This window comes from Nitrosospira sp. Nsp18 (assembly GCF_900103145.1).
In the GTDB taxonomy this organism is placed as follows: domain Bacteria; phylum Pseudomonadota; class Gammaproteobacteria; order Burkholderiales; family Nitrosomonadaceae; genus Nitrosospira.
Genome location: NZ_FMWY01000004.1, coordinates 42,483 through 61,673, shown reverse-complemented (window position 1 = coordinate 61,673; position 19,191 = coordinate 42,483). Strand labels below are relative to the sequence as shown.

Annotated in this window: 16 protein-coding genes and 1 riboswitch; of the genes, 5 read left to right on the top strand and 11 right to left on the bottom strand. The window is 52.0% G+C overall.

Going from position 1 to position 19,191, the window contains the following annotated elements:
* Positions 1-3: 3 nt before the first annotated feature.
* From BLS94_RS02850 to BLS94_RS02835, 3 genes are all read right to left on the bottom strand, one after another.
* On the bottom strand, positions 4-1,650 hold the full coding sequence (locus BLS94_RS02850) for a MutS-related protein (protein WP_090957693.1): 1,647 nt from the start codon (positions 1,648-1,650) through the stop codon (positions 4-6).
* Between the two features lie 404 nt (positions 1,651-2,054).
* Entirely contained in the window at positions 2,055-3,416 is a 1,362-nt protein-coding gene (locus tag BLS94_RS02840) for a TolC family outer membrane protein (protein WP_072767255.1), read from the bottom strand.
* Positions 3,417-3,527: 111 nt separating this feature from the next.
* Complete coding sequence (locus BLS94_RS02835) at positions 3,528-4,193, bottom strand: protein-L-isoaspartate O-methyltransferase family protein (protein WP_090957691.1); 666 nt, start codon at positions 4,191-4,193, stop codon at positions 3,528-3,530.
* A gap of 64 nt (positions 4,194-4,257) precedes the next feature.
* Positions 4,258-4,361: riboswitch (TPP riboswitch) on the top strand.
* Positions 4,362-4,393: 32 nt separating this feature from the next.
* On the opposite strand from BLS94_RS02835, the gene thiC reads away from it, so the two are divergent.
* The gene (gene thiC / locus BLS94_RS02830) at positions 4,394-6,301 is read left to right on the top strand and encodes a phosphomethylpyrimidine synthase ThiC (RefSeq protein WP_090957690.1); all 1,908 of its coding nucleotides are present in this window, start codon (positions 4,394-4,396) and stop codon (positions 6,299-6,301) included.
* Positions 6,302-6,435: 134 nt separating this feature from the next.
* Here the strand turns inward: thiC and BLS94_RS02825 are convergent, their stop codons facing one another.
* Positions 6,436-6,615, bottom strand: a complete 180-nt coding sequence (locus tag BLS94_RS02825) for a hypothetical protein (protein WP_072767258.1) — start codon at positions 6,613-6,615, stop codon at positions 6,436-6,438.
* A gap of 2 nt (positions 6,616-6,617) precedes the next feature.
* Between BLS94_RS02825 and BLS94_RS02820 the strand changes: the two genes are divergently transcribed.
* The gene (locus BLS94_RS02820) at positions 6,618-7,442 is read left to right on the top strand and encodes an undecaprenyl-diphosphate phosphatase (protein WP_090957689.1); all 825 of its coding nucleotides are present in this window, start codon (positions 6,618-6,620) and stop codon (positions 7,440-7,442) included.
* A 73-nt stretch (positions 7,443-7,515) separates the two neighbouring features.
* Here BLS94_RS02820 and BLS94_RS02815 read toward each other — a convergent pair whose 3' ends face one another.
* The gene (locus tag BLS94_RS02815) at positions 7,516-7,968 is read right to left on the bottom strand and encodes a rhodanese-like domain-containing protein (protein WP_072767260.1); all 453 of its coding nucleotides are present in this window, start codon (positions 7,966-7,968) and stop codon (positions 7,516-7,518) included.
* A 258-nt stretch (positions 7,969-8,226) separates the two neighbouring features.
* Between BLS94_RS02815 and glnA the strand changes: the two genes are divergently transcribed.
* The 3 genes from glnA (at position 8,227) to BLS94_RS02800 (ending at position 11,637) form a co-directional block, all read left to right on the top strand.
* Positions 8,227-9,636, top strand: coding sequence for a type I glutamate--ammonia ligase (gene glnA / locus BLS94_RS02810; RefSeq protein WP_072767261.1), 1,410 nt, complete (start codon positions 8,227-8,229; stop codon positions 9,634-9,636).
* A gap of 75 nt (positions 9,637-9,711) precedes the next feature.
* The gene (locus BLS94_RS02805) at positions 9,712-10,374 is read left to right on the top strand and encodes a tetratricopeptide repeat protein (protein WP_090957688.1); all 663 of its coding nucleotides are present in this window, start codon (positions 9,712-9,714) and stop codon (positions 10,372-10,374) included.
* A gap of 6 nt (positions 10,375-10,380) precedes the next feature.
* On the top strand, positions 10,381-11,637 hold the full coding sequence (locus BLS94_RS02800; protein ID WP_090957687.1) for a putative Na+/H+ antiporter: 1,257 nt from the start codon (positions 10,381-10,383) through the stop codon (positions 11,635-11,637).
* 158 nt (positions 11,638-11,795) lie between these two features.
* Here the strand turns inward: BLS94_RS02800 and BLS94_RS02795 are convergent, their stop codons facing one another.
* The 6 genes from BLS94_RS02795 to BLS94_RS15165 all read right to left on the bottom strand — a co-directional run bounded on the left by BLS94_RS02795 (position 11,796) and on the right by BLS94_RS15165 (position 18,824).
* The gene (locus BLS94_RS02795; RefSeq protein ID WP_090957686.1) at positions 11,796-12,098 is read right to left on the bottom strand and encodes a LapA family protein; all 303 of its coding nucleotides are present in this window, start codon (positions 12,096-12,098) and stop codon (positions 11,796-11,798) included.
* A gap of 267 nt (positions 12,099-12,365) precedes the next feature.
* Entirely contained in the window at positions 12,366-13,196 is an 831-nt protein-coding gene (gene pbpG / locus BLS94_RS02790; protein ID WP_072767266.1) for a D-alanyl-D-alanine endopeptidase, read from the bottom strand.
* 155 nt (positions 13,197-13,351) lie between these two features.
* On the bottom strand, positions 13,352-16,438 hold the full coding sequence (locus BLS94_RS02785) for an EAL domain-containing protein (RefSeq protein ID WP_090957685.1): 3,087 nt from the start codon (positions 16,436-16,438) through the stop codon (positions 13,352-13,354).
* A complete protein-coding gene (locus tag BLS94_RS02780; RefSeq protein WP_090957684.1) occupies positions 16,438-16,872 on the bottom strand; it encodes a response regulator in 435 nt (144 codons plus the stop codon). Before BLS94_RS02780 ends, BLS94_RS02785 begins: the two co-directional genes overlap by 1 nt.
* Positions 16,873-16,884: 12 nt before the next feature.
* Complete coding sequence (locus tag BLS94_RS15170; protein ID WP_256325258.1) at positions 16,885-18,120, bottom strand: sensor histidine kinase; 1,236 nt, start codon at positions 18,118-18,120, stop codon at positions 16,885-16,887.
* Positions 18,120-18,824, bottom strand: a complete 705-nt coding sequence (locus BLS94_RS15165; RefSeq protein WP_256325257.1) for a PAS domain-containing protein — start codon at positions 18,822-18,824, stop codon at positions 18,120-18,122. The genes BLS94_RS15170 and BLS94_RS15165 overlap by 1 nt, the downstream gene beginning before the upstream one ends.
* Positions 18,825-19,191: the final 367 nt, after the last annotated feature.

Genomic DNA, 19,191 nt, shown 5'->3' with positions numbered 1-19,191 from the left:
CGCTCATATACGCCGGGTCGTAAGGTGTTTCTCCACATCTTCCTTGCTGAAACCTAGGGCAGCGGCCACGCGGTCGGCATGGCTTACAGTGGATACACCCGGAATCAAACGATAGGTGGGCCCTTCAGGAAGAAACTCTCCTTGAAGGTAGCGGCCCATTCCCCTTTCCTGCAAGCGGTCGCATAATTCATGGTTATGCGTGACAAGCAGTGTGCTTGCTCCAAGTTTGTAAAAACCAGCGAGGACATACTCGGAAAGCTCCATTTTCTCTTCGAACGTCGTCCCTTCCGACAGCTCATCGAGCACGACGAGGCTGTCGGGCGTGGCGCTGAAGAAAATCTCGCGCGTACGCTTCAGTTCATGGCCAAAGCGTCCTATGCCCTCATCCAGACGGCCCGGATCTGGCACTTGGTAAAAAATATGTTCCGCCAGTACCATCTGCGCCGCTGCTGCAGGAATGTAACAACCGATCTGCCCCAGTAGCTGAATCTGGACCACTGTTTTACAGTAAGCGGTCTTACCGCCACTATTCGGCCCTGTGATTACCAGTAGCCGTCCGGTATCGTTCAGTAGAATGTCGTTTGGCACATAGTCGGGATTCGCTTTGGCAAGTAACGGGTTTCTGGCTTCGGTAACACTAAGGAAATGGCGTTCGCGTTCCAATATCTCCGGCAGCACCATCTTCCCGCCAAACGTGTGCGAATAATGATGAAATGCCAAGAGTTCATCGATCAGCCCCAGCGTCTCCAGCATACGCGCCAACTCGGCGCTGTTCTTGAACAGCTTGCGCAGCGGATATATGACTGAATCGCGATCGGACGCGGCAATGGCTATCAGGAGGACCGGCAGCACCGGTACCGCCAGCACAAGTATTCCGTAGCTTAGGTAAGAAATGCCAAAGCCGGCCAGCAAGCTCTGAAAGAAATAAAGCGCTGCGCCTATCGCACCCAACGCCCCGAACATCGGAAGGGGTTTAATCATCGAAGGCCTAAAGCGCAGGATTGGCAGATAAGGTGGTTTTTCGTCCCTGGTCTTGAACTTCCCGTCCACAGAATAGACCGGTCCGCGCATCAGGGAATAAGTGCGCGTGTTTCCAAAATCGCGAATCGCATCGAATAAGCCCTGCAGATACGCGCTCTTCGGCTGTGGCAGGGTTTGCATTGCATCGACCATATCGATGACAAAAGCGGTACCATCAACGAATTGATGATAACCGTAACCGCTAAATTCCATCTCATCTTTACCGGCTCCGGAATTAGCGATGGCGAGCCCACCGGTAAACGTACCGTATAGCAATTGATAAAGACATTGTTCTCCTCCCGCCATGGTCTCCACGAAATGCCGCAAGGCTTTGTAAAGGCTGGGATCCGATTCCAGTTCGCGCAATGCCTCGTGTTTCCCGCGTATCACTTCGGCATCCGTCCCCGGCTGAGCCAGGGACCGGTAAAGCACAGATTGCCCGGCATGGGTGACAGCATGGTTAAGGGAATCGAATAATTGGTCCGTTTCGATTGCGCCAAAAGTTTTTGCATCCAGCACGCCTTTGACGGCTTCCGTCGGGCGGGCGTCTCGAATGCCCGAGGGCCTGTCGCCAGTCGAAAGGATAGACGGCTGACCCCGGTATGTATCAGATACGGCTGGCTCGCTCATGGTTGGCCTCGGTAGCCATCACGCTACGTATATTCAATTTGAAGGTACAACGGCGCGACAACGGGCGTTGTGGAAGATCACGTCCGTTCCGCTTGAATTAGGCCGATATGCCCAGGCAAAATAATGGGTTGATGATATGTTACGGAGAATTCGAGCTGGAGTTTTCCTGCGTTCATTGCTGCAAGCTTACCGCCACAAGGCATGGTACTGCCATGCCTCAACCAAAAATGCAGTTCCTGGTGGGTAGCCGGTTCAGGCATCAGAACAATGCAATGATCCATCAATAAACCAAAAACGACTTGCAACCTCTCCTTTTGAGAAAATCTAACACTCAACCACTTGCGCGTCAACGCCGTGAGGGGTCCTGCGCTCAAGAACCTCATTTAAAAAGGGGTTTGAAGAGGTTATTGCAATAATGCCTGGTTTACCTCCCTCAAGTCATCCTCGTCCAATTCTCCTGCCTCGGCCTCCAATCTCAATTTCGACATGAGAAAGTTATTTCTCGCCTGGGCGAGATCCCGGCGGGCCGAATAATATAGCTGCTGAGCATTTAATACGTCCACCTCCGTTCTCACGCCAACCTCCTGCCCGAGCTTGGTGGAGTCCAGCTGACTCCGGCTGGATAGCAGCGCCTGCTTTAGCGCTTTTACCTGGGCAATACCGTTGGTAACGTTCAGGTACTGCTGGCTCACCTGCAGAACGCTGTTGCGTCGGGTATTGTTCAGTTCCTGGAACACTCTTTCCTGGATAGCCAGGGCTTCACGCACCCGCGATTGCACAGCGAAACCCTGAAACAACGGAAAGCTGACTTGAATCCCTATTTCTTTTGAGGTCAGGTCAATTGGCCGGCCGGTGATTGTACCGCCCACACCTTTCTGGTCGCTGTATATGGCGACCAGGTCCAGCGTGGGATAATGCCCTGCCTTGGCTCGTTCCACGTCCTGTTTTGCGATTTCATATACCGATTGCTGTACTTTCAGCGCAAGGTTATTCTGTTCAGCTACGGTAATCCAATCCTGCATGTTTGCGTACTTCAGGTTGAGCAACTCGAAAGTAGTGTCTTTCGGGCGCACGAGTTCATCGGGCATACGTCCGATAATCTGTTGCAGAGTGCGCTGCGCCACCTCCAACTGGTTCTTTGCAGCGATTTCCTGAGATGTAGTCAGATCGAAACGGGCCTGGGCTTCGTAAGTATCGACGATAGTCGTCGTACCCACCTGAAAGTTGCGCTTGGCCTGCTCAAGCTGCTCCGAGATCGCTTTCTTCTGGGCCTCTGCCACCTCCAGATTCACTTGGGCGGTGAGGATGTCCAAATATGCCTGGGCGACCCGGAGGATCAGATCCTGTGCTGCAATGATGAACTGTGAGTCCGCCTGAGCAACCTGAAGCTTGGACTGTTCATAGATTACGAAATTTTCCTTGCGATAAATTGGCTGGGTTGCCGTGATAGTCAGGCTCTGGTTATCGATAATCACTTCAGACGGCCTCACCGTTCCAACCGTCCCGACAGGCGCGATACTGCTGACGTTGCCTATATCTATGAATTGCCTCCGCTTCACAAACGCAAGCGAGAGAGTGGGAAGCAGTCCGGCTCGACCCTGCGGCAGCCTTTCCTGCGCCGCCATGTGGGCAGCACGCGCGGCGCTATATAGCGCGTCCTCTTCCAGCGCTTGACGATAGGTTTCCATCAGGTCGGCCGCGTGGATTGGAGTATGTAAAGCTGCTCCTGCAATCAGTAATGCATAAATGTATTGCCGAATTTTCACTTTGATTCCAGATTGTCTAACTCTTGGACGAAAAAAGAGCTATCGACCGATTGAACGCGGTTGAGCTAGATCAGCCAGGCGGACTTGTAATTCATGGATTGGGCCGTAAGATCAAAATGTAAATCTCTCAGGCTGCATCGCGTTTCTGAGCGGGGAAATACAGGTTTCAAACAAACCGACTGTATTATATACGCCCGCTTTTTCCTTTTGAACCACACAAGTGACGAGCACAGCTTGCATGACCGGAGCATCGCCTGTCACCGCGAACAGGCGTCCACCGGTTTTGAGGCTTTTTTGGAAAGCCTCCGGTAAAACCGGAGTCGATCCCGTCAGTACGATCACGTCGTAAGGCCCATGCCGGGGCCAGCCGCGGGCGGCATCTCCATTCTCCAGGATTACATTGGCTATTCCGTGCGCCTGGAGATTTTTTTCCGCCATGGCTTTCAGTTCCGGCACAATTTCCACGCTGCAAACAAATTCGCCCTTGGTTGCCAGCAATGCGGTCAAGTATCCACTGCCACTGCCTACCTCCAAAATCCTGTCGGTTTTTTTTACTTGCAATTCCTGCAAAATCCGCGCTTCCATTTTTGGGGCAAGCATTACTTCACCATATCCCAGCGGAATTTCCATGTCCACGAATGCAAGGGAGCGGTAAGCCGCCGGGACGAATTCCTCGCGCCGCAGCTCGAACAATAATTTGAGAACTTCCTGGTCCAGCACTTCCCATGTACGAATTTGCTGTTCTATCATGTTAAAACGGTTTTGTTCAAGATCCATGTCCAGCCTTTATATAAAATATCGTCCCAGACTTGCAATTATTCCACATTTCCATTAGCTTCACAGCAGCAGCTAGGGGTCCTTTCCGGAAACGCCGGAAACTGGTGAGACAGTCCCTTACTACCTGACACGGATAATGCCGCCGTAGGGAAGCTGGGATGTGACTATCCCGCTCCTTTACGGCGCTAAAGGAGCGTATTATGAATGCAACCGTTTTAAATGCCGCACAAATTCCTTTGCCCTTTTCGAGCAAAACAGCCCATGTGGACGAAGGGGCGGTCAAGCCTCTGCCTGAATCCCGAAAAATTTATGTACATGGCTCCCGCCCTGATATTCAAGTGCCGATGCGGGAAATCAGCCAATCCGACACGCCTGCCAGCATGGGTGCGGAACAAAACCCGGCAATTTATGTTTACGACACTTCTGGTCCATACACGGATCCGGCGATAAACATCGACATCCGTTCCGGCTTGGCGCCCTTACGCGAAAAATGGATCGACGAGCGGGGCGACACGGAAATTCTCTCCGGTCCCGCTTCCGCTTATGGCAAGCAGCGCCTGGCCGACCCCAAGCTCGCTGAAATGCGCTTTGATTTGAAGCGCCAGCCCCGCTGTGCCAAGGCCGGAGCGAATGTCACGCAAATGCATTATGCGCGTCAAGGCATCATAACGCCGGAAATGGAGTATGTAGCCATACGTGAAAATCAACGTTGCGAGCACCTGGGTAATCAGCACCGGGAATTACTCACACGCCAGCATCCCGGGCAGGATTTCGGCGCCTTTCTGCCCCAGCATATCACGCCGGAATTCGTACGCGATGAAATCGCCCGGGGTCGCGCCATCATTCCTGCCAACATTAACCATTCCGAATCCGAACCGATGATCATCGGCCGCAATTTTCTGGTAAAAATCAATGCGAACATCGGTAATTCGGCACTGGGTTCGAGCATCCAGGAAGAAGTCGAGAAAATGACCTGGGCTATCCGCTGGGGCGGAGATACGGTAATGGATCTTTCCACCGGAAAAAATATTCATGAAACTCGTGAGTGGATAATCCGCAACAGCCCCGTTCCCATCGGCACAGTGCCAATTTATCAGGCGCTGGAAAAAGTCGATGGCAAAGCGGAAGACCTCACCTGGGAAATTTTTCGCGATACGCTGATCGAACAGGCTGAGCAGGGCGTGGACTATTTCACCATCCATGCCGGCGTGCTGCTCGCCTATGTTCCAATGACGGCAAAACGTCTGACCGGCATCGTTTCGCGCGGCGGCTCCATCATGGCCAAGTGGTGTCTCGCGCATCACAGGGAAAGTTTTTTGTATACCCGCTTCGAAGAAATCTGCGAAATCATGAAGGCATATGACGTGAGCTTTTCCCTGGGAGATGGTCTGCGTCCCGGTTCGATTCACGATGCCAACGATGAAGCCCAGTTTGCGGAACTGAAAACCCTCGGCGAATTAACACAGGTCGCCTGGAAACATGACGTGCAGGTGATGATCGAAGGTCCGGGCCATGTTCCCATGCACCTGATCAAGGAAAATATGGATATGCAGTTGAAATACTGCGCCGAGGCTCCGTTCTATACGTTGGGGCCGCTCACTACCGACATTGCACCTGGCTACGATCATATTACATCCGCTATCGGCGCCGCCATGATCGGCTGGTATGGCACGGCAATGCTGTGTTATGTTACGCCAAAAGAGCACCTTGGCCTGCCGGATAAGGATGATGTAAAAGATGGGATTATCACTTATAAAATTGCTGCTCACGCGGCAGACCTGGCGAAGGGCCACCCTGGTGCGCAGATTCGCGATAATGCACTTTCAAAAGCCCGCTTCGAGTTTCGCTGGAATGATCAGTTCAACCTTGGTCTCGATCCCGACAAGGCAAAGCAGTTCCATGACGAAACCCTGCCGCAGGAAGGCGCTAAACTTGCCCATTTTTGCTCCATGTGCGGCCCCCACTTCTGCTCGATGAAAATAACCCAGGACGTTCGCGATTTTGCCGCACAGAAAGGTGTTAGCGAAAATGAGGCGTTGAAAAAAGGCATGGAAGAAAAAGCGGTCGAATTTGTGGCAAAAGGGACGGAGATTTACAGCAAACTGTAATAGTGATGGCGTATTGCACTCATCCTGCCATAGAGCCAACCGTTAAATAGGAAGAGGAAGCGCTCGGCTTTCCCGGGAAAACGGAAATCGAGCGGTCTCCTCTAAATTATTCTCTGATCGTCTTTATGGCAACCTCAAGAAGTATTTTTAAGCCTGAAGCGGGCTTCGATGCGATAATGCCCGACAAAAATATTCACCCGGTTAATCGCGACCACTACGCCGCCCTTGGGAAAACCCGTTGCCTGGTAACACCTTGACTTACCCGCATCCGCTCGTGCTTGTCCGGCGCTTAATTCTTTTGGCCGGATAATCACATATGGACTGGTTTCTGTTCCTCAAGGCCCTGATCCTCGGCATTATCGAAGGCCTGACCGAATTTCTCCCCATTTCCTCTACCGGCCATCTCATCCTGGCGGGCGATCTGCTCGACTTCAATGACGACAAAGGAAAAGTATTCACGATTGTCATTCAACTGGGCGCCATTCTGGCGGTATGCTGGGAATATCGCGTCAAGATTCGTAGCGTAGTCGCGGATGTGGGTTCGCGTCAGGATGCAAACCGCTTCGTGCTCAATCTTTTCATCGCGTTTCTGCCCGCTGCGATTTTGGGCTTATTGCTCATTAAAACCATCAAGCAATATCTGTTTCATCCAGTACCCGTGGCAATGGCATTTATAATCGGCGGAATTCTAATCCTGTGGGCCGAGCGCAGGAAACACGTGGTGGATGTTGAACGGGTGGAAGATATCGACTGGAAACACGCGCTGAAGGTCGGATTAATGCAATGTCTGGCCTTGATACCGGGTACCTCGCGCTCAAGTGCAACGATTATTGGCGGACTCTTTTTCGGCTTATCACGCAAGGCCGCTACCGAGTTCTCTTTTTTCCTGGCAATACCCGTTATGTTCGCGGCCACCTTCTACGATATTTTCAAAAATCGGGATATTCTCCATTTCGACGATATCGGCGTATTTTTTATCGGCTTCGTGGCGTCCTTCATCAGCGCATTATTAGCTGTACGCGGACTATTGCGCTTTATCAGTCACCATGATTTCACCGTGTTTGCATGGTATCGCATCGGATTCGGAATCATTGTGCTGATCACAGCTTATTCGGGAATGGTCAAATGGTCAGGAGCCTGAACTGAACCCCTTCGATTTCTCAAAATCGAACTCGGAGAATTCTGATCCAACGCTGGTTTGTTGGTCCCTTTGCTCAACCCTGTATCCATGGTAACCCCGCCGCTTTCCAACCCCCCTTGGTACCGCGGTGGCCGGTGGCGTCTTTCTCGCCCTCAAAGCCTTCGAGAATGTTATAACAATTTGCATAGCCCGATTCGGTGGCGGTAGCCGCAGCCTGATGTGAGCGGCCTCCGCTGCGGCAGATGAACATCACCAGCGATTCCTTGTCCACCTGACTGGAAAGATAGTCCAGGAAACTGGCGTTGGGCCGCATGCCGGGATAGGACTGCCACTCGATTTCAACCGCGCCCGGTATTCTCCCTACCCAATCCCATTCGGCTCTGGAGCGCACGTCCACCAATTTGGCACCAGGCGCTTCCTGCAGCAGATCAAGCGCTTCACCGGGCAACAGTGCACCTTCGTACGGCAAATCCATTTCCCTGGCGCGCTGTTGCGCCCTCTCTAGTATTGCAGCAATGGTTTCCATATGGTTTCCCGAAATAACGGATTAAAATGCAATGGTAATCCATTTTCAAGCGGGTGTTTACCTAAAACTTTATGTGCTGAATAGGCTTCATAGCGAGCATCACGGCGGGGCCCGGGATCCCCACGCATCTTTTCGGAAAATGCCGGGCCCCGGGCATGTTCGGCTCGTCATGTTGAAAAAACGGAGACGCTCCTGCTGATATAATGTTACCTTTGTGCTTATGCGCTTCAATTCAAGGCAGTCTTCATGGAGAGAAATATGGCTGTACCCGATGTTCTGAAAATGATCCAGGACAACGAAGTCAGGTTCGTTGATTTAAGATTTACCGATACCCGTGGCAAAGAACAGCATGTAACGCTTCCTGCCCATGCCGTCGACGCGGACAAGCTGGAGGATGGTCACGCGTTCGATGGTTCCTCCATTGCGGGCTGGAAAGGCATTCATGCCTCAGACATGCTACTGATACCCGACCCCGACACGGCAAAAATGGACCCGTTCATGGACGAGGCGACGCTGTTCATGACCTGTGATGTGGTGGAGCCTTCCGACGGCAAAGGCTATGACCGCGACCCCCGCTCGCTGGCAAAACGCGGCGAAGCTTATCTTAAATCGACGGGTATTGGCGACATCGCCTATTTCGGCCCTGAGCCGGAATTCTTCATCTTTGACTCCGTTATCTGGCACGCTGACATGTCCGGCTGCTCGGTAAAGATCGAGTCCGAGGAAGCAGCCTGGAGCTCGGCGCTAAAATACGAGGGGGGGAACACCGGGCACCGTCCGGGTATAAAAGGTGGGTATTTTCCCGTTCCTCCGGTTGATTCCTTGCATGATATTCGTTCGGCCATGTGCCTTGCACTGGAAGAACTGGGTATCGAAGTCGAAGTACACCATCATGAAGTCGCAACTGCCGGACAGTGTGAAATAGGCACCAAGTACAGCAGCCTGGTGAAGCGCGCCGACTGGACCCAGGTATTCAAATATGTCGTGCACAACATCGCACACTCCTACGGAAAAACAGCGACTTTCATGCCGAAACCCATCGTCGGCGACAATGGTTCCGGAATGCATGTGCATCAGTCGATCTGGAAAGGCGGACAAAATCTATTTTCCGGAAATGGTTATGCGGGACTATCGGAAATGGCGTTGTATTATATAGGCGGCATTATCAGGCACGCCAAGGCATTGAACGCTATAACCAATCCGGGCACCAACTCCTATAAACGCCTGGTTCCCGGTTTTGAAGCACCGATCAACCTTGCTTATTCGGTAAGCAACCGTTCCGCCGCGGTGCGCATTCCTTACGCCAACAGTCCCAAAGGAAGGCGCGTTGAAGTGCGTTTTCCCGATCCTACCGCCAACCCCTATCTCGCTTTCACCGCATTGATGATGGCTGGACTGGACGGCATCCAGAACAAGCTTCATCCAGGTGACCCCATGGACAAGAATCTTTATGACCTTCCACCCGAGGAAGCCGCCAGGATTCCCAACCCCTGTGTCTCGCTGGATGAGGCGCTGGATAGCCTGGATAAGGATCGCAACTTTCTTACCCGGGGTGGCGTGTTTTCGAATGATATGATTGATGGCTACATCGAACTCAAGATGGAAGAAGTGACACGATTTCGCATGACCACCCATCCGGTCGAGTTTGATATGTATTACAGCTTATGAAGCTGAAGCCCATTTGCCTCTGACTCCACAACCGCTTAACCAGCCTGGACGGGACCTGACAGGACATAATAATCGATGAATATCCTTATTGTTACGTTACTCGCAGTACCCATGCTCATGCTTGCCGGGTGCGGCGAGAAAGCGCCAGAGACCGCCGCCAAAACAGAAGCACAGACCCGGCTTCCGGATGAGTTTACATCGGAAAAACAAATTCCGAGCATACTGGAAAATGAGCTGACCCCTGAAGAAAAATCGGCGATATTAAAGGAAATCATGCCGGCCGGTTCCGAGAATGAAGCGACGCCAGAAGAAAAATTCCTGCAATTAAGGAAAGATGCCGAGGCTGGCAATGCCAAAGCGCAAAACGGACTTGGCGTCATGTACTACACGGGGGAAGCCATATCCAAGGATTCATCCGGCAAAATCCTGAGTAATGATCCTGTTACGGCTGCTGCCTGGTTTCATCGATCCGCTGCGCAGGGATACGCGGATGCCCAATTCAACCTCGGGCTGATGTATGCGAATGGCGAAGGTGTCGCCAAAGATCCGGTCAAAGCGGTGGAGTTATTTCAAAAGGCCGCTGATCAGGGCAATGTCGATGCTGAGAACAATCTTGGGGTGATGTACTTTTCCGGGGAAGGGATAGCCAGGGATACCGATAAAGCCAAAGAATGGTTCGCGAAAGCCGCCGCCCAGGGAAATGCTGATGCAAAAGCCAACCTTGATGCGATGAAATAAAACGAATTGGACCCCGCCCCCATCGAGATAATCAGCGCAATACTGTTTGGCATTGCGCTGATTCACACTTTCTCGACGAAATATTTCGAGCAACTGGCGCATAGCCACCCCGCCCACGCAGGCATCTGGCATTTTCTCGGTGAGGTCGAGGTTGTTTTCGGCTTTTGGGCCATGATCCTCGTCATCATGATGTTTGTCACGGACGGCAAGCACGCCGCCATCGCTTACCTCGATCGACAGAGCTTTACCGAGCCGATGTTCGTGTTCGCCATCATGGTCATCGCCGGCACCCGCCCGATCCTGCAGTTCGCCATGCTCAACGTAAAAGCGCTTGCGAGGCTCATCCCCTGGCCGGAAGGCAGCGCATTTTACTTCGTCACATTATCGTTTGTTCCTCTGCTGGGCTCATTTATCACCGAACCGGGCGCCATGACGTTAGCCGGACTGATTCTGCTTGAGCGTTATTATTCCAAGGGGATTTCCACCCGGCTCAAGTATGTTACCCTCGGCGTGCTGTTCGTCAACATTTCTATCGGCGGAACGATGACATCCTTTGCCGCACCGCCGGTACTCATGGTGGCGGGCAAATGGGGATGGGACACCGCCTTCATGTTTACTACATTTGGCTGGAAGGCGGCGATTGGCGTGCTGGTGAATGCCTTGGTCGTCACTTTATTGTTTCGACGCGAATTATCGGGGTTGAAAAGTGAAGCGCGCGCTACGCATGCCAAGGTCCCATCACCCGTAGTACTTGTGCACATCGTATTTCTGGTAGGCGTGGTGGTGTTTGCGCATCACCCTGTCGTGTTCATGGGGTTGCTGCTCTTCTTCCTGGGCTTTGCAAGCGCCTATGAACGCTACCAGGACCGGCTGATTCTGCGCGAAGGGTTGCTGGTCGCTTTTTTCCTTGCCGGACTGGTCGTCCTTGGGGGACAACAGAAGTGGTGGCTGCAGCCCTTGCTGATCGACATGGACAGCACTGTGCTTTTTTTTGGCGCAACTCTACTTACAGCAATCACCGACAATGCAGCGCTCACTTATCTGGGTTCTCTCCTGGAAGGCACGAGTACAGAGTTCCGATATTCGCTCGTTGCCGGCGCCGTTACCGGCGGAGGTCTCACAGTCATTGCTAATGCGCCGAACCCGGCAGGCTTTTCCATATTGAAAGGTTCATTCAGAGATGGAGCAATACATCCCTTAGGCTTGTTGGCAGCCGCGCTTCCACCCACGATCATCGCCATTCTTGCGTTTCGCCTGCTTTAAACCTAAATCCGGTAGTTGACCGCTCATTTAATAGATCAGTGTTATGATTAATAACAATATTTCATATTATTTGACGCTTACCTTCCGGGTGAGGCCGCTACTACCGGATTTAGGTTAAACCGGATAATCGATATTACCGTTGGGCTCGCGGCTATAAATTAGTACCCATACGGTAGTGCAGATTCGTCTTTCTTCAGCCCATTCAGGCTGTCATTCTCCGCGCGCAATATTTCGACTTGTTTACGCAGGCGGCTTATCAGAATTCGCTCACGCAACAACGTGGGAACAGTAATTAATGCACCGATGAGCGTTCCAAGGCCGAAGCAAGCAGCAATCACAGAGGAAAGCGACGCGTCGATGCGCCACAGAAAGAATACGACGCTTACCGCCACAGCGTTCTGAACCGCGAACATAACAATCAGAAAAACAATGATGAGCGCGACAATCAGTTGTAATTGCATGACAGTTCCTTCCCGGGTGACTGCTCGCTTCCTGGTACTACGCAATGCCCTACCTGGAAAAAAATCATGCGCCGACCCTGTATTCCGCCTGAATACCCGATATCCGCGCGATACCCCAGCATCAGCGCACATTGAAGCGCGGCCCCATGCAGAGTTAAAGATAGTAGGACAGAAACTTTTTCCGGGCTTGTATCAAAAAACTTCTTTAAGACCGAGGCCCAGATATATGCCAAGCGTTACCCACCTTAAATGGCCCTCCTAAATATATTACCCCCGAACTTTACGAGTGAACCCGATCTCCATCCATTTCTTGATGCGGTTGGCGTCACCGATACGCGAATTCTTTCCCCAGGAATCAAGCAATACAATGATAATTGCTTTTCCCGTTATGTTAGCCCGCATGACAAGACAGCGCCCGGCCTCACTGAGAAAGCCCGTTTTCGATAAATCAATATCCCAACTCCCGCTACTCACCAGGCGGTTGGAATTGACGAATTGCATGCTACGGTCTTCATCCGTGAACGCCACCGCATGCGCAGCGGTAGTCGAAAATTCACGAATGACATCGTAGTCATGTGCGGCACTCACCATTTTTGCGAGATCACGCGCAGTGGAAACGTTGGCACTATTCAGTCCGGTAGAATCGACAAAATAACTGTTGCCCATGCCGAGCTCGAATGCCTTCATATTCATTGCAGCGACGAATGCGTTGATGCCTCCGGGATAGGTGCGCCCCAGCGCCGCCGCAGCACGGTTCTCGGAAGACATCAATGCCAGCCGCAGCATTTCCTGGCGAGTGAGGCTTCCCCCCACGCGCAAGCGAGACCGGGTATTTTTGATAACATCGATATCAGCGGCTTCAATGACGATTTCCTCATCCAGAGGCAATTTCGCATCAAGCACAACTATTGCTGTCATGAGTTTCGTAATAGAAGCGATCGGCATTACGTTATCGGCATTTTTGTTAAAAAGGATATGCCCATGCTGAGCGTCCATAACCAGGACTGAATGCGATCTAAGATTCAACTCCCCCTTCTGTGCAAAAGCCCCACCAGTAAAGGCGAACATGAGGCAAATCACCAGGATAATTTTTTTCATTTGTCATTATCTGCCAAAAGATTCATCCGCCCCCCGCGGATTGGGAATTTGCGCGCAGTTAAGTTAACAAATATCGCGTAATAGGGAAAGGACTTTATAGCAATCAGGGGCGGTCAAACCTGAGACGAGAGCGCTACTGACGGTAAGCCGCAAGCTTATCTTTCATGCAGCGACCCGTTGCTCATCGGTATCCGATAACCTTTAATAAGCGCTTGGGATGCGCTCTCGAGCGGAAGGGGCTGCGAAAAATAGAAGCCTTGCATTTCATCGCAACCGTGTTTTATCAGGAAATCAAGTTGCGCCCTCGTTTCAACGCCTTCGGCTACCACCTTCAGCCCCAGGCTGTGGGCCAGTTTGATCATCGCCACGGCGATGGTTGCGTCGTCCGGATCAGTGGTAACATCCCGAATGAATGCGCGGTCAATCTTGATTACGTCGAGCGGAAACCGCTTGAGGTAGGCAAGACTTGAGTAACCCGTACCAAAATCGTCCATCGATATCTGCACACCGAACGCTTTCAGATTTTGTAGCGCATTGGCGGTTGTTTCAGCTTCTTTCATCAATATCGATTCAGTCAGTTCGAATTCCAGCAAATGGGGATCAATTCCGGTGATCTGCAAAGTCTCTCCCACACACGAATCGAGGTCTTGCTGCTGAAACTGTCGTGCCGACAGATTAACCGCTATCGGATACAAGGAAAGCCCTTGATTCTGCCACGTTTTTATCTGCTCACAGACTGTTCGCACTACCCATTCGCCAACTGAAACAATCAGCCCTGTATCCTCGAGCACCGAGATGAACTGAAGCGGCGGCACGAGCCCATGCGTTGGATGCTGCCAGCGCAACAGCGCCTCAAAACCGGTGATTTCACCACTAACCAAACTTGCCTTCGGCTGATAGTGCAGCACGAACTCGCGCCGCGCGAGTGCGCCACGAAGCTGGGTTTCAATTTTCAGGCGGGCTACTGCGCGCTCATTCATCTGCGGCAGATAGAACCGATAAGTGGCTGGGCCCTGTTCTTTTGCCTGGAACATCGCGGTGTCGGCGTTCCTGAGCAATCCATCCGCATCCGTGCCATCTCCGGGATAAATGCTGATTCCAAGACTCGCTGAAATGTAAATTTCCTGCCCTTCCAATTCGAAGAGCAGCGAGAGCGCAGTAATTACCTTTTCTGCAACCAAGGTTGCATCTTCGGCTTGAGCCAGATCGGTCAGAATGAATGCAAATTCGTCCCCACCCAATCGCGCAACCGTATCGCATGAGCGCACGCATCGTTGCAGCCGTTGCGCAACCTGAACCAGTAATTTATCGCCGGTGCTGTGGCCCATCGTGTCGTTAACGATCTTGAAGCGATCCAGATCAGCGAATACCACACCTACCCGGCATCGATTGCGCTGCGCATGCTCCATTGCCCGCCTGAGGCGATCGAGGAAAAGGCTCCGGTTGGGCAACTCCGTCAGCGGGTCGAACTGGGCCAGATAGGTGAGGCGCTCCTCCGTAGCTTTGCGGTCGATAGCAGTTGCAATGATATTGGCCAGGCTCTGCAAGAAATTGATACTACTCGACGTGAAGCGGAGCGCTTCACGTGAATAGGCTCCCAATACACCGTAGGGGCCGCCAGCGCCCGAGATAAGCACATCGGCACTACTACGGATGCCGTGATTTCGCAAAATATTCGAAGGCTTGAAACGGGTCTCGGAGTGGAAATCCCCTACGATCACCGGTTGGTGACTCGCGAGAACAAACCGGTTCTGACTGTTTTCGTAGGTGAATGATATTTTGCGGCCTATCCAGCCGGCTTGCCAACCTGAACCCGCCTTGAGTACAAAAGAACGTAAATCCGGCGCAAGCTGGAGGACTTTACAAAAATCGATGTTCAGGCCCTGGGATACAATCACCGCAGCCTGATCCCATAGCTCGTCAAGATTTGCGCTGGCGAGCGCCTGTTGCCCGAACGCTGCAATAAGGCCCTGCTGCATGGCATGCTCTTGAATTGCCAGTTCGGTCTGCTTGCGCTTCGTGATGTCGATGGCAGTGCCTACTATTCGCAACTCGTTACAGTTCGTGCTCCATTTTACCGCTTTGGCGATATGCAAATGACGTATGGTTTCGTGCCCGCGCAGAATCCGGAAATCAAGCTGTGCCCGTCCATTTTCCGCACTGATTTTTTTTAATTGCGCTTCCTGCTCGGGCAAGTCGTCGGGATAAGTGTAGGATCGCCAGATTTCATACGTGATTGCGGTCCCGCGTGGAACGCCATAAATCTCGTACATGCGATCATCCCAGATGATATTGCCGGTAACCGTATTCCACTCCCAAATACCTATTGCGGCTGCTTCAGTGGCAAGAGAAAGCCGGGTCCTTTCCTCCAGCAAGACCCGCTCTCTGCGATTTGACTCGGCCCGGAGCCAGACATTTTCAATGACCGTGGGCAACCGTTGAAGATAACCCGCACTTTTTACCACATAATCAGCGGCCCCCAGCTTGAGAGACTGCCGCGCAATTTCCTCGTCGCCGGAACCTGTAACCAGAATGATCGGCAGGTCAAACCCACGCACCTGGCACAGCTCCTTCAAAATATCGGTGGCGGAGGCGCCGGGCAAATAATAATCAAGTAGAAGAACGTCAATGGCGGCATCCGGACCAGATGCCGCAAAACGCTGAAAAACCTGCCCTGCTGTCTGAACCGACTCAATGTGCAGGTGTGGCGCGATGGAAGCGAGTTCTCGCTTGGCCAGATCGAATTCATCAGCATCAGGCTCGACGTAAAGAACCCTCAGCGCAGCGGCTCTCCTATAGGTTTCCGTGCGAAACTTGTCGAATGCAGCACGCAGCACGAGAGCCAACGTTTCAAGGAAGCCGTCACGTTTTATGACGTAATCATCCGCGCCGGCCCGGAGCAATTCAACCAGTACTTCTTCGTTGCTCGCACCGGTAAGCACGACGACGGGGAGCGGCAAACGCCGACTGCGAACCCGTGCCAGCAACGTTCTGCCACTGCCATCGGGAAGATTGAGATCGGTCAGGATCAGATCGTAGCGATGTGAAGCATCCTCCCCCACCCTCGCGATCGCCGGGGTTTCCAGGCTGGTTCCATAAATTTCATGGAACCGTTCGATCCGTTCCAATGCCTCGGCCAATGTCCCGACGATATCCAGTTGAATATCCGGCGCGCGTTTCCCCAGCTCCAGCCGCACCAGACCTGCGTCCAAAGCGTTATCCTCCAGATAGAGAATTTTCATTATGCAGGCTTCGAAAAACTATGCATATTGAGAACTGTCCAATAGAGTTCGATCTGCCGCGCCACATCGATGAATTTTTCAAAATCCACCGGCTTCACGATGTAGGAATTTGCACCCAGCAAATAGGCTTTACGAATATCATCATCCTCAGCCGAGGACGTAAGAACCACGACTGGGACAGTTCCGATATCGGGATGCGCCCGAATGACCCTGAGGACTTCCAGCCCGCAAATTTTCGGGAGCTTTAAGTCGAGCAATATCACGGAAGGCACCGGATCTCCTGCTCTCCAGCCTGCCACGAAATCAATTGCTTCCTGACCGTCACGCATTACTTCAAGGGGATTGGCCAAATTGTGCCGAATAAACGCACGCTGGGTCAGGTCCACATCCATTGGATTGTCTTCAATGAGCAAGATCGGCAACGTAGTATTCATCGATAGTTGTTGCTAACCGGACGCAGAAACTGCCGGAATCACTGCTGTAGGGGTACTGTATAGAGGTAATTTGAGATAAAAAACCGCGCCGCCGCCCAGCTCGCTTTCCGCCCAGACGCGTCCTCCCATCCGTTCCATGGCCTTGTGTACCATCGCAAGTCCGATACCCGTTCCGGGGTAATCTTCGGCTCGATGGAGGCGCTGGAATATTTCAAAAATCTTGTGGTAAAAACGCATGTCGAATCCAATTCCATTATCCCGAACCGAGAGGATGCAGTAGCCATCGGCAGGCTGAGCAAGAATTTCGATAGCCGGTTCAGGGGCAAACCTGGAAAACTTGAGCGCGTTATCGATCAGGTTACGCAATGCAATTGCGAGACCATCCGGATCGGCGCTAATGCGCAAATCGTCGACTTTGACCGTTAGACGCGCATTTTCAATGCTGTCCTTGAACTGGTCCAATAGCTGGGGCAGGAAGCTGGAAAGCCTGACGGCCGTTGTAGATAGTTTTCGCCGTTCAAGCTTTGAATAAGAGAGCAAATCTTCAATTAAACTACTCATGTGCGTTGTTGCCACACCTATATTCTTCAGAAAACCGCGGCCTTCCTCATCAAGACACTCGTGATAACTTTCAAACAGAAGACGGCTGTAGCCTGCTATCCCGCGAAGGGGCGCCCTGAGATCATGCGATACCGAATAACAAAAATTTTCCAACTCTTTGCTCTTGGCCACGAGCTGAGCAGTACGCTCATTTACTTTATGCTCGAGGTTTACCTTGGCATCCCGCAGCGCTTCTTCCGCATATTTACGTTCGGTAATATCCTTGATCATCATAAACGCCAGGTCTTTGTCATCGCCACACTGCAAAATTGCGCCGGAATAACTGAAGATACGCGTCCATTCTCTATCCAGGCGCCTGACACGCAACTCCAGATCATGCAGCTGCTCGCCCCCGAGAATGCGCGCTAACGGCCGGTGTTCGATAGGCAAAACGGCACCCTCAACAGTGGATAACTCATAGAGCCGTGCAAAGCTGCGTAGATTGGTCAAGACCTCTTCCGCATTACTGATGTCATGCATCCTCAGTGCTGCCGGATTCCAATGCAGTAATTTTCCGCTTGAATCGGAGATCACAAGACCTTCACTCATGCTCTCCATCACCACCTGAAGCTGCTTTTCGGTTGCGCGCCGCGCTTTCTTCTCCGATCTCTGATCGTTTACGTCGGTATTGGTACCAAGCCATTGCATCACTGGCCTTTCGCATCCTTTAACGGCTCCGCCCGTGTCAGGAATATCCTGTATTGCCCATCCGCGCCAAGTAGGGAAACTTCCATGGCAAACGCCTGCCCGGCGGAGACTGCTTCGTTCCATTTTTCTATTACAACAGGCAGTAGCGCTGGATCATGCACCCTGCGCCAGCCCCAACCTTTCATTTCTTCCGGCGTTGTGCCTGTGTAGTCATACCAGCGCTGGTTGTGCCAGGATCTCGATCCCTCGGTTTCCAATATCCATGAGAGTGTTGGGATCGTATTGGCAATGATTCGAAAACGCGCCTCATTTTCCTGCAACGCTAGCTGGGCACGGCGGCGACTCGTAATATCCAGCATAATTGCAAGAAATTCTCTGCAATCTGATTGCGTAACCCATTGTAGGTGGACTTCGGCTGGGTAAAGGGTACCGTCGGCACGCAAGTGCATCGTTTCGAAAACCAGAGCCTCTTTCTCCCCATTTACAAGTGGACTGATCATGGTTCGGAACGACGCTTCGTCCAGTTCCGGTTGAATGTCAAATAGCGTCATCATGGGCAGCCTATCCATGTCATAGCCCAGATTGCGCCGTGCACCCTTATTCAGATAGTGAAAATGCAAGGTCTGAGCATCAAAAAGACAAATCCCGGTCAAACTTTGATCGAGGTTATCGGAAAGTCTGGTGTACGCATTCTGTATTTGCATAGCGTCGGCTGTGCCACATGGGATCTGCGAAGCGCCTGCAACACTTCTTGCCCGGCTTTTGTATGGAAATATCATTAAGAAAATCCGGAGCTGCCTGGAAACCTGGTTGGCTCAGATAATAACCCCGAGAAATAACAGTACTATGAAACCTTAAAACAAGCCGTGTGAATAGCTGTAAGATTTTACAGCTTGGCAGGTGAGAATCAGTTCGAGAGTCTGACCAGAATCCTCCCTCAGGAGGAAGAAAATGGCGCTCATGATCCCACATCGATAAATGCACATCAACAATGAGCGAAAATGATTTTCTAACTACAATAAGCGAGAATAAGTGCTTTTCCAGGAAGAGTAAGGTATAAGCCGTCACCCG

Bases quoted from the DNA above. Each gene is read 5' to 3' on its own strand.
- BLS94_RS02820 (WP_090957689.1), top strand. From the start codon at position 6,618: ATGGACTGGTTTCTGTTCCTCAAGGCCCTGATCCTCGGCATTATCGAA.
- BLS94_RS02815 (WP_072767260.1), bottom strand. From the start codon at position 7,968: ATGGAAACCATTGCTGCAATACTAGAGAGGGCGCAACAGCGCGCCAGG.
- pbpG (WP_072767266.1), bottom strand. From the start codon at position 13,196: ATGAAAAAAATTATCCTGGTGATTTGCCTCATGTTCGCCTTTACTGGT.
- BLS94_RS02795 (WP_090957686.1), bottom strand. From the start codon at position 12,098: ATGCAATTACAACTGATTGTCGCGCTCATCATTGTTTTTCTGATTGTT.
- BLS94_RS02805 (WP_090957688.1), top strand. From the start codon at position 9,712: ATGAATATCCTTATTGTTACGTTACTCGCAGTACCCATGCTCATGCTT.
- BLS94_RS15165 (WP_256325257.1), bottom strand. From the start codon at position 18,824: ATGCAAATACAGAATGCGTACACCAGACTTTCCGATAACCTCGATCAA.
- BLS94_RS15170 (WP_256325258.1), bottom strand. From the start codon at position 18,120: ATGCAATGGCTTGGTACCAATACCGACGTAAACGATCAGAGATCGGAG.
- BLS94_RS02780 (WP_090957684.1), bottom strand. From the start codon at position 16,872: ATGAATACTACGTTGCCGATCTTGCTCATTGAAGACAATCCAATGGAT.
- thiC (WP_090957690.1), top strand. From the start codon at position 4,394: ATGAATGCAACCGTTTTAAATGCCGCACAAATTCCTTTGCCCTTTTCG.
- glnA (WP_072767261.1), top strand. From the start codon at position 8,227: ATGGCTGTACCCGATGTTCTGAAAATGATCCAGGACAACGAAGTCAGG.
- BLS94_RS02835 (WP_090957691.1), bottom strand. From the start codon at position 4,193: ATGGATCTTGAACAAAACCGTTTTAACATGATAGAACAGCAAATTCGT.
- BLS94_RS02850 (WP_090957693.1), bottom strand. From the start codon at position 1,650: ATGAGCGAGCCAGCCGTATCTGATACATACCGGGGTCAGCCGTCTATC.
- BLS94_RS02785 (WP_090957685.1), bottom strand. From the start codon at position 16,438: ATGAAAATTCTCTATCTGGAGGATAACGCTTTGGACGCAGGTCTGGTG.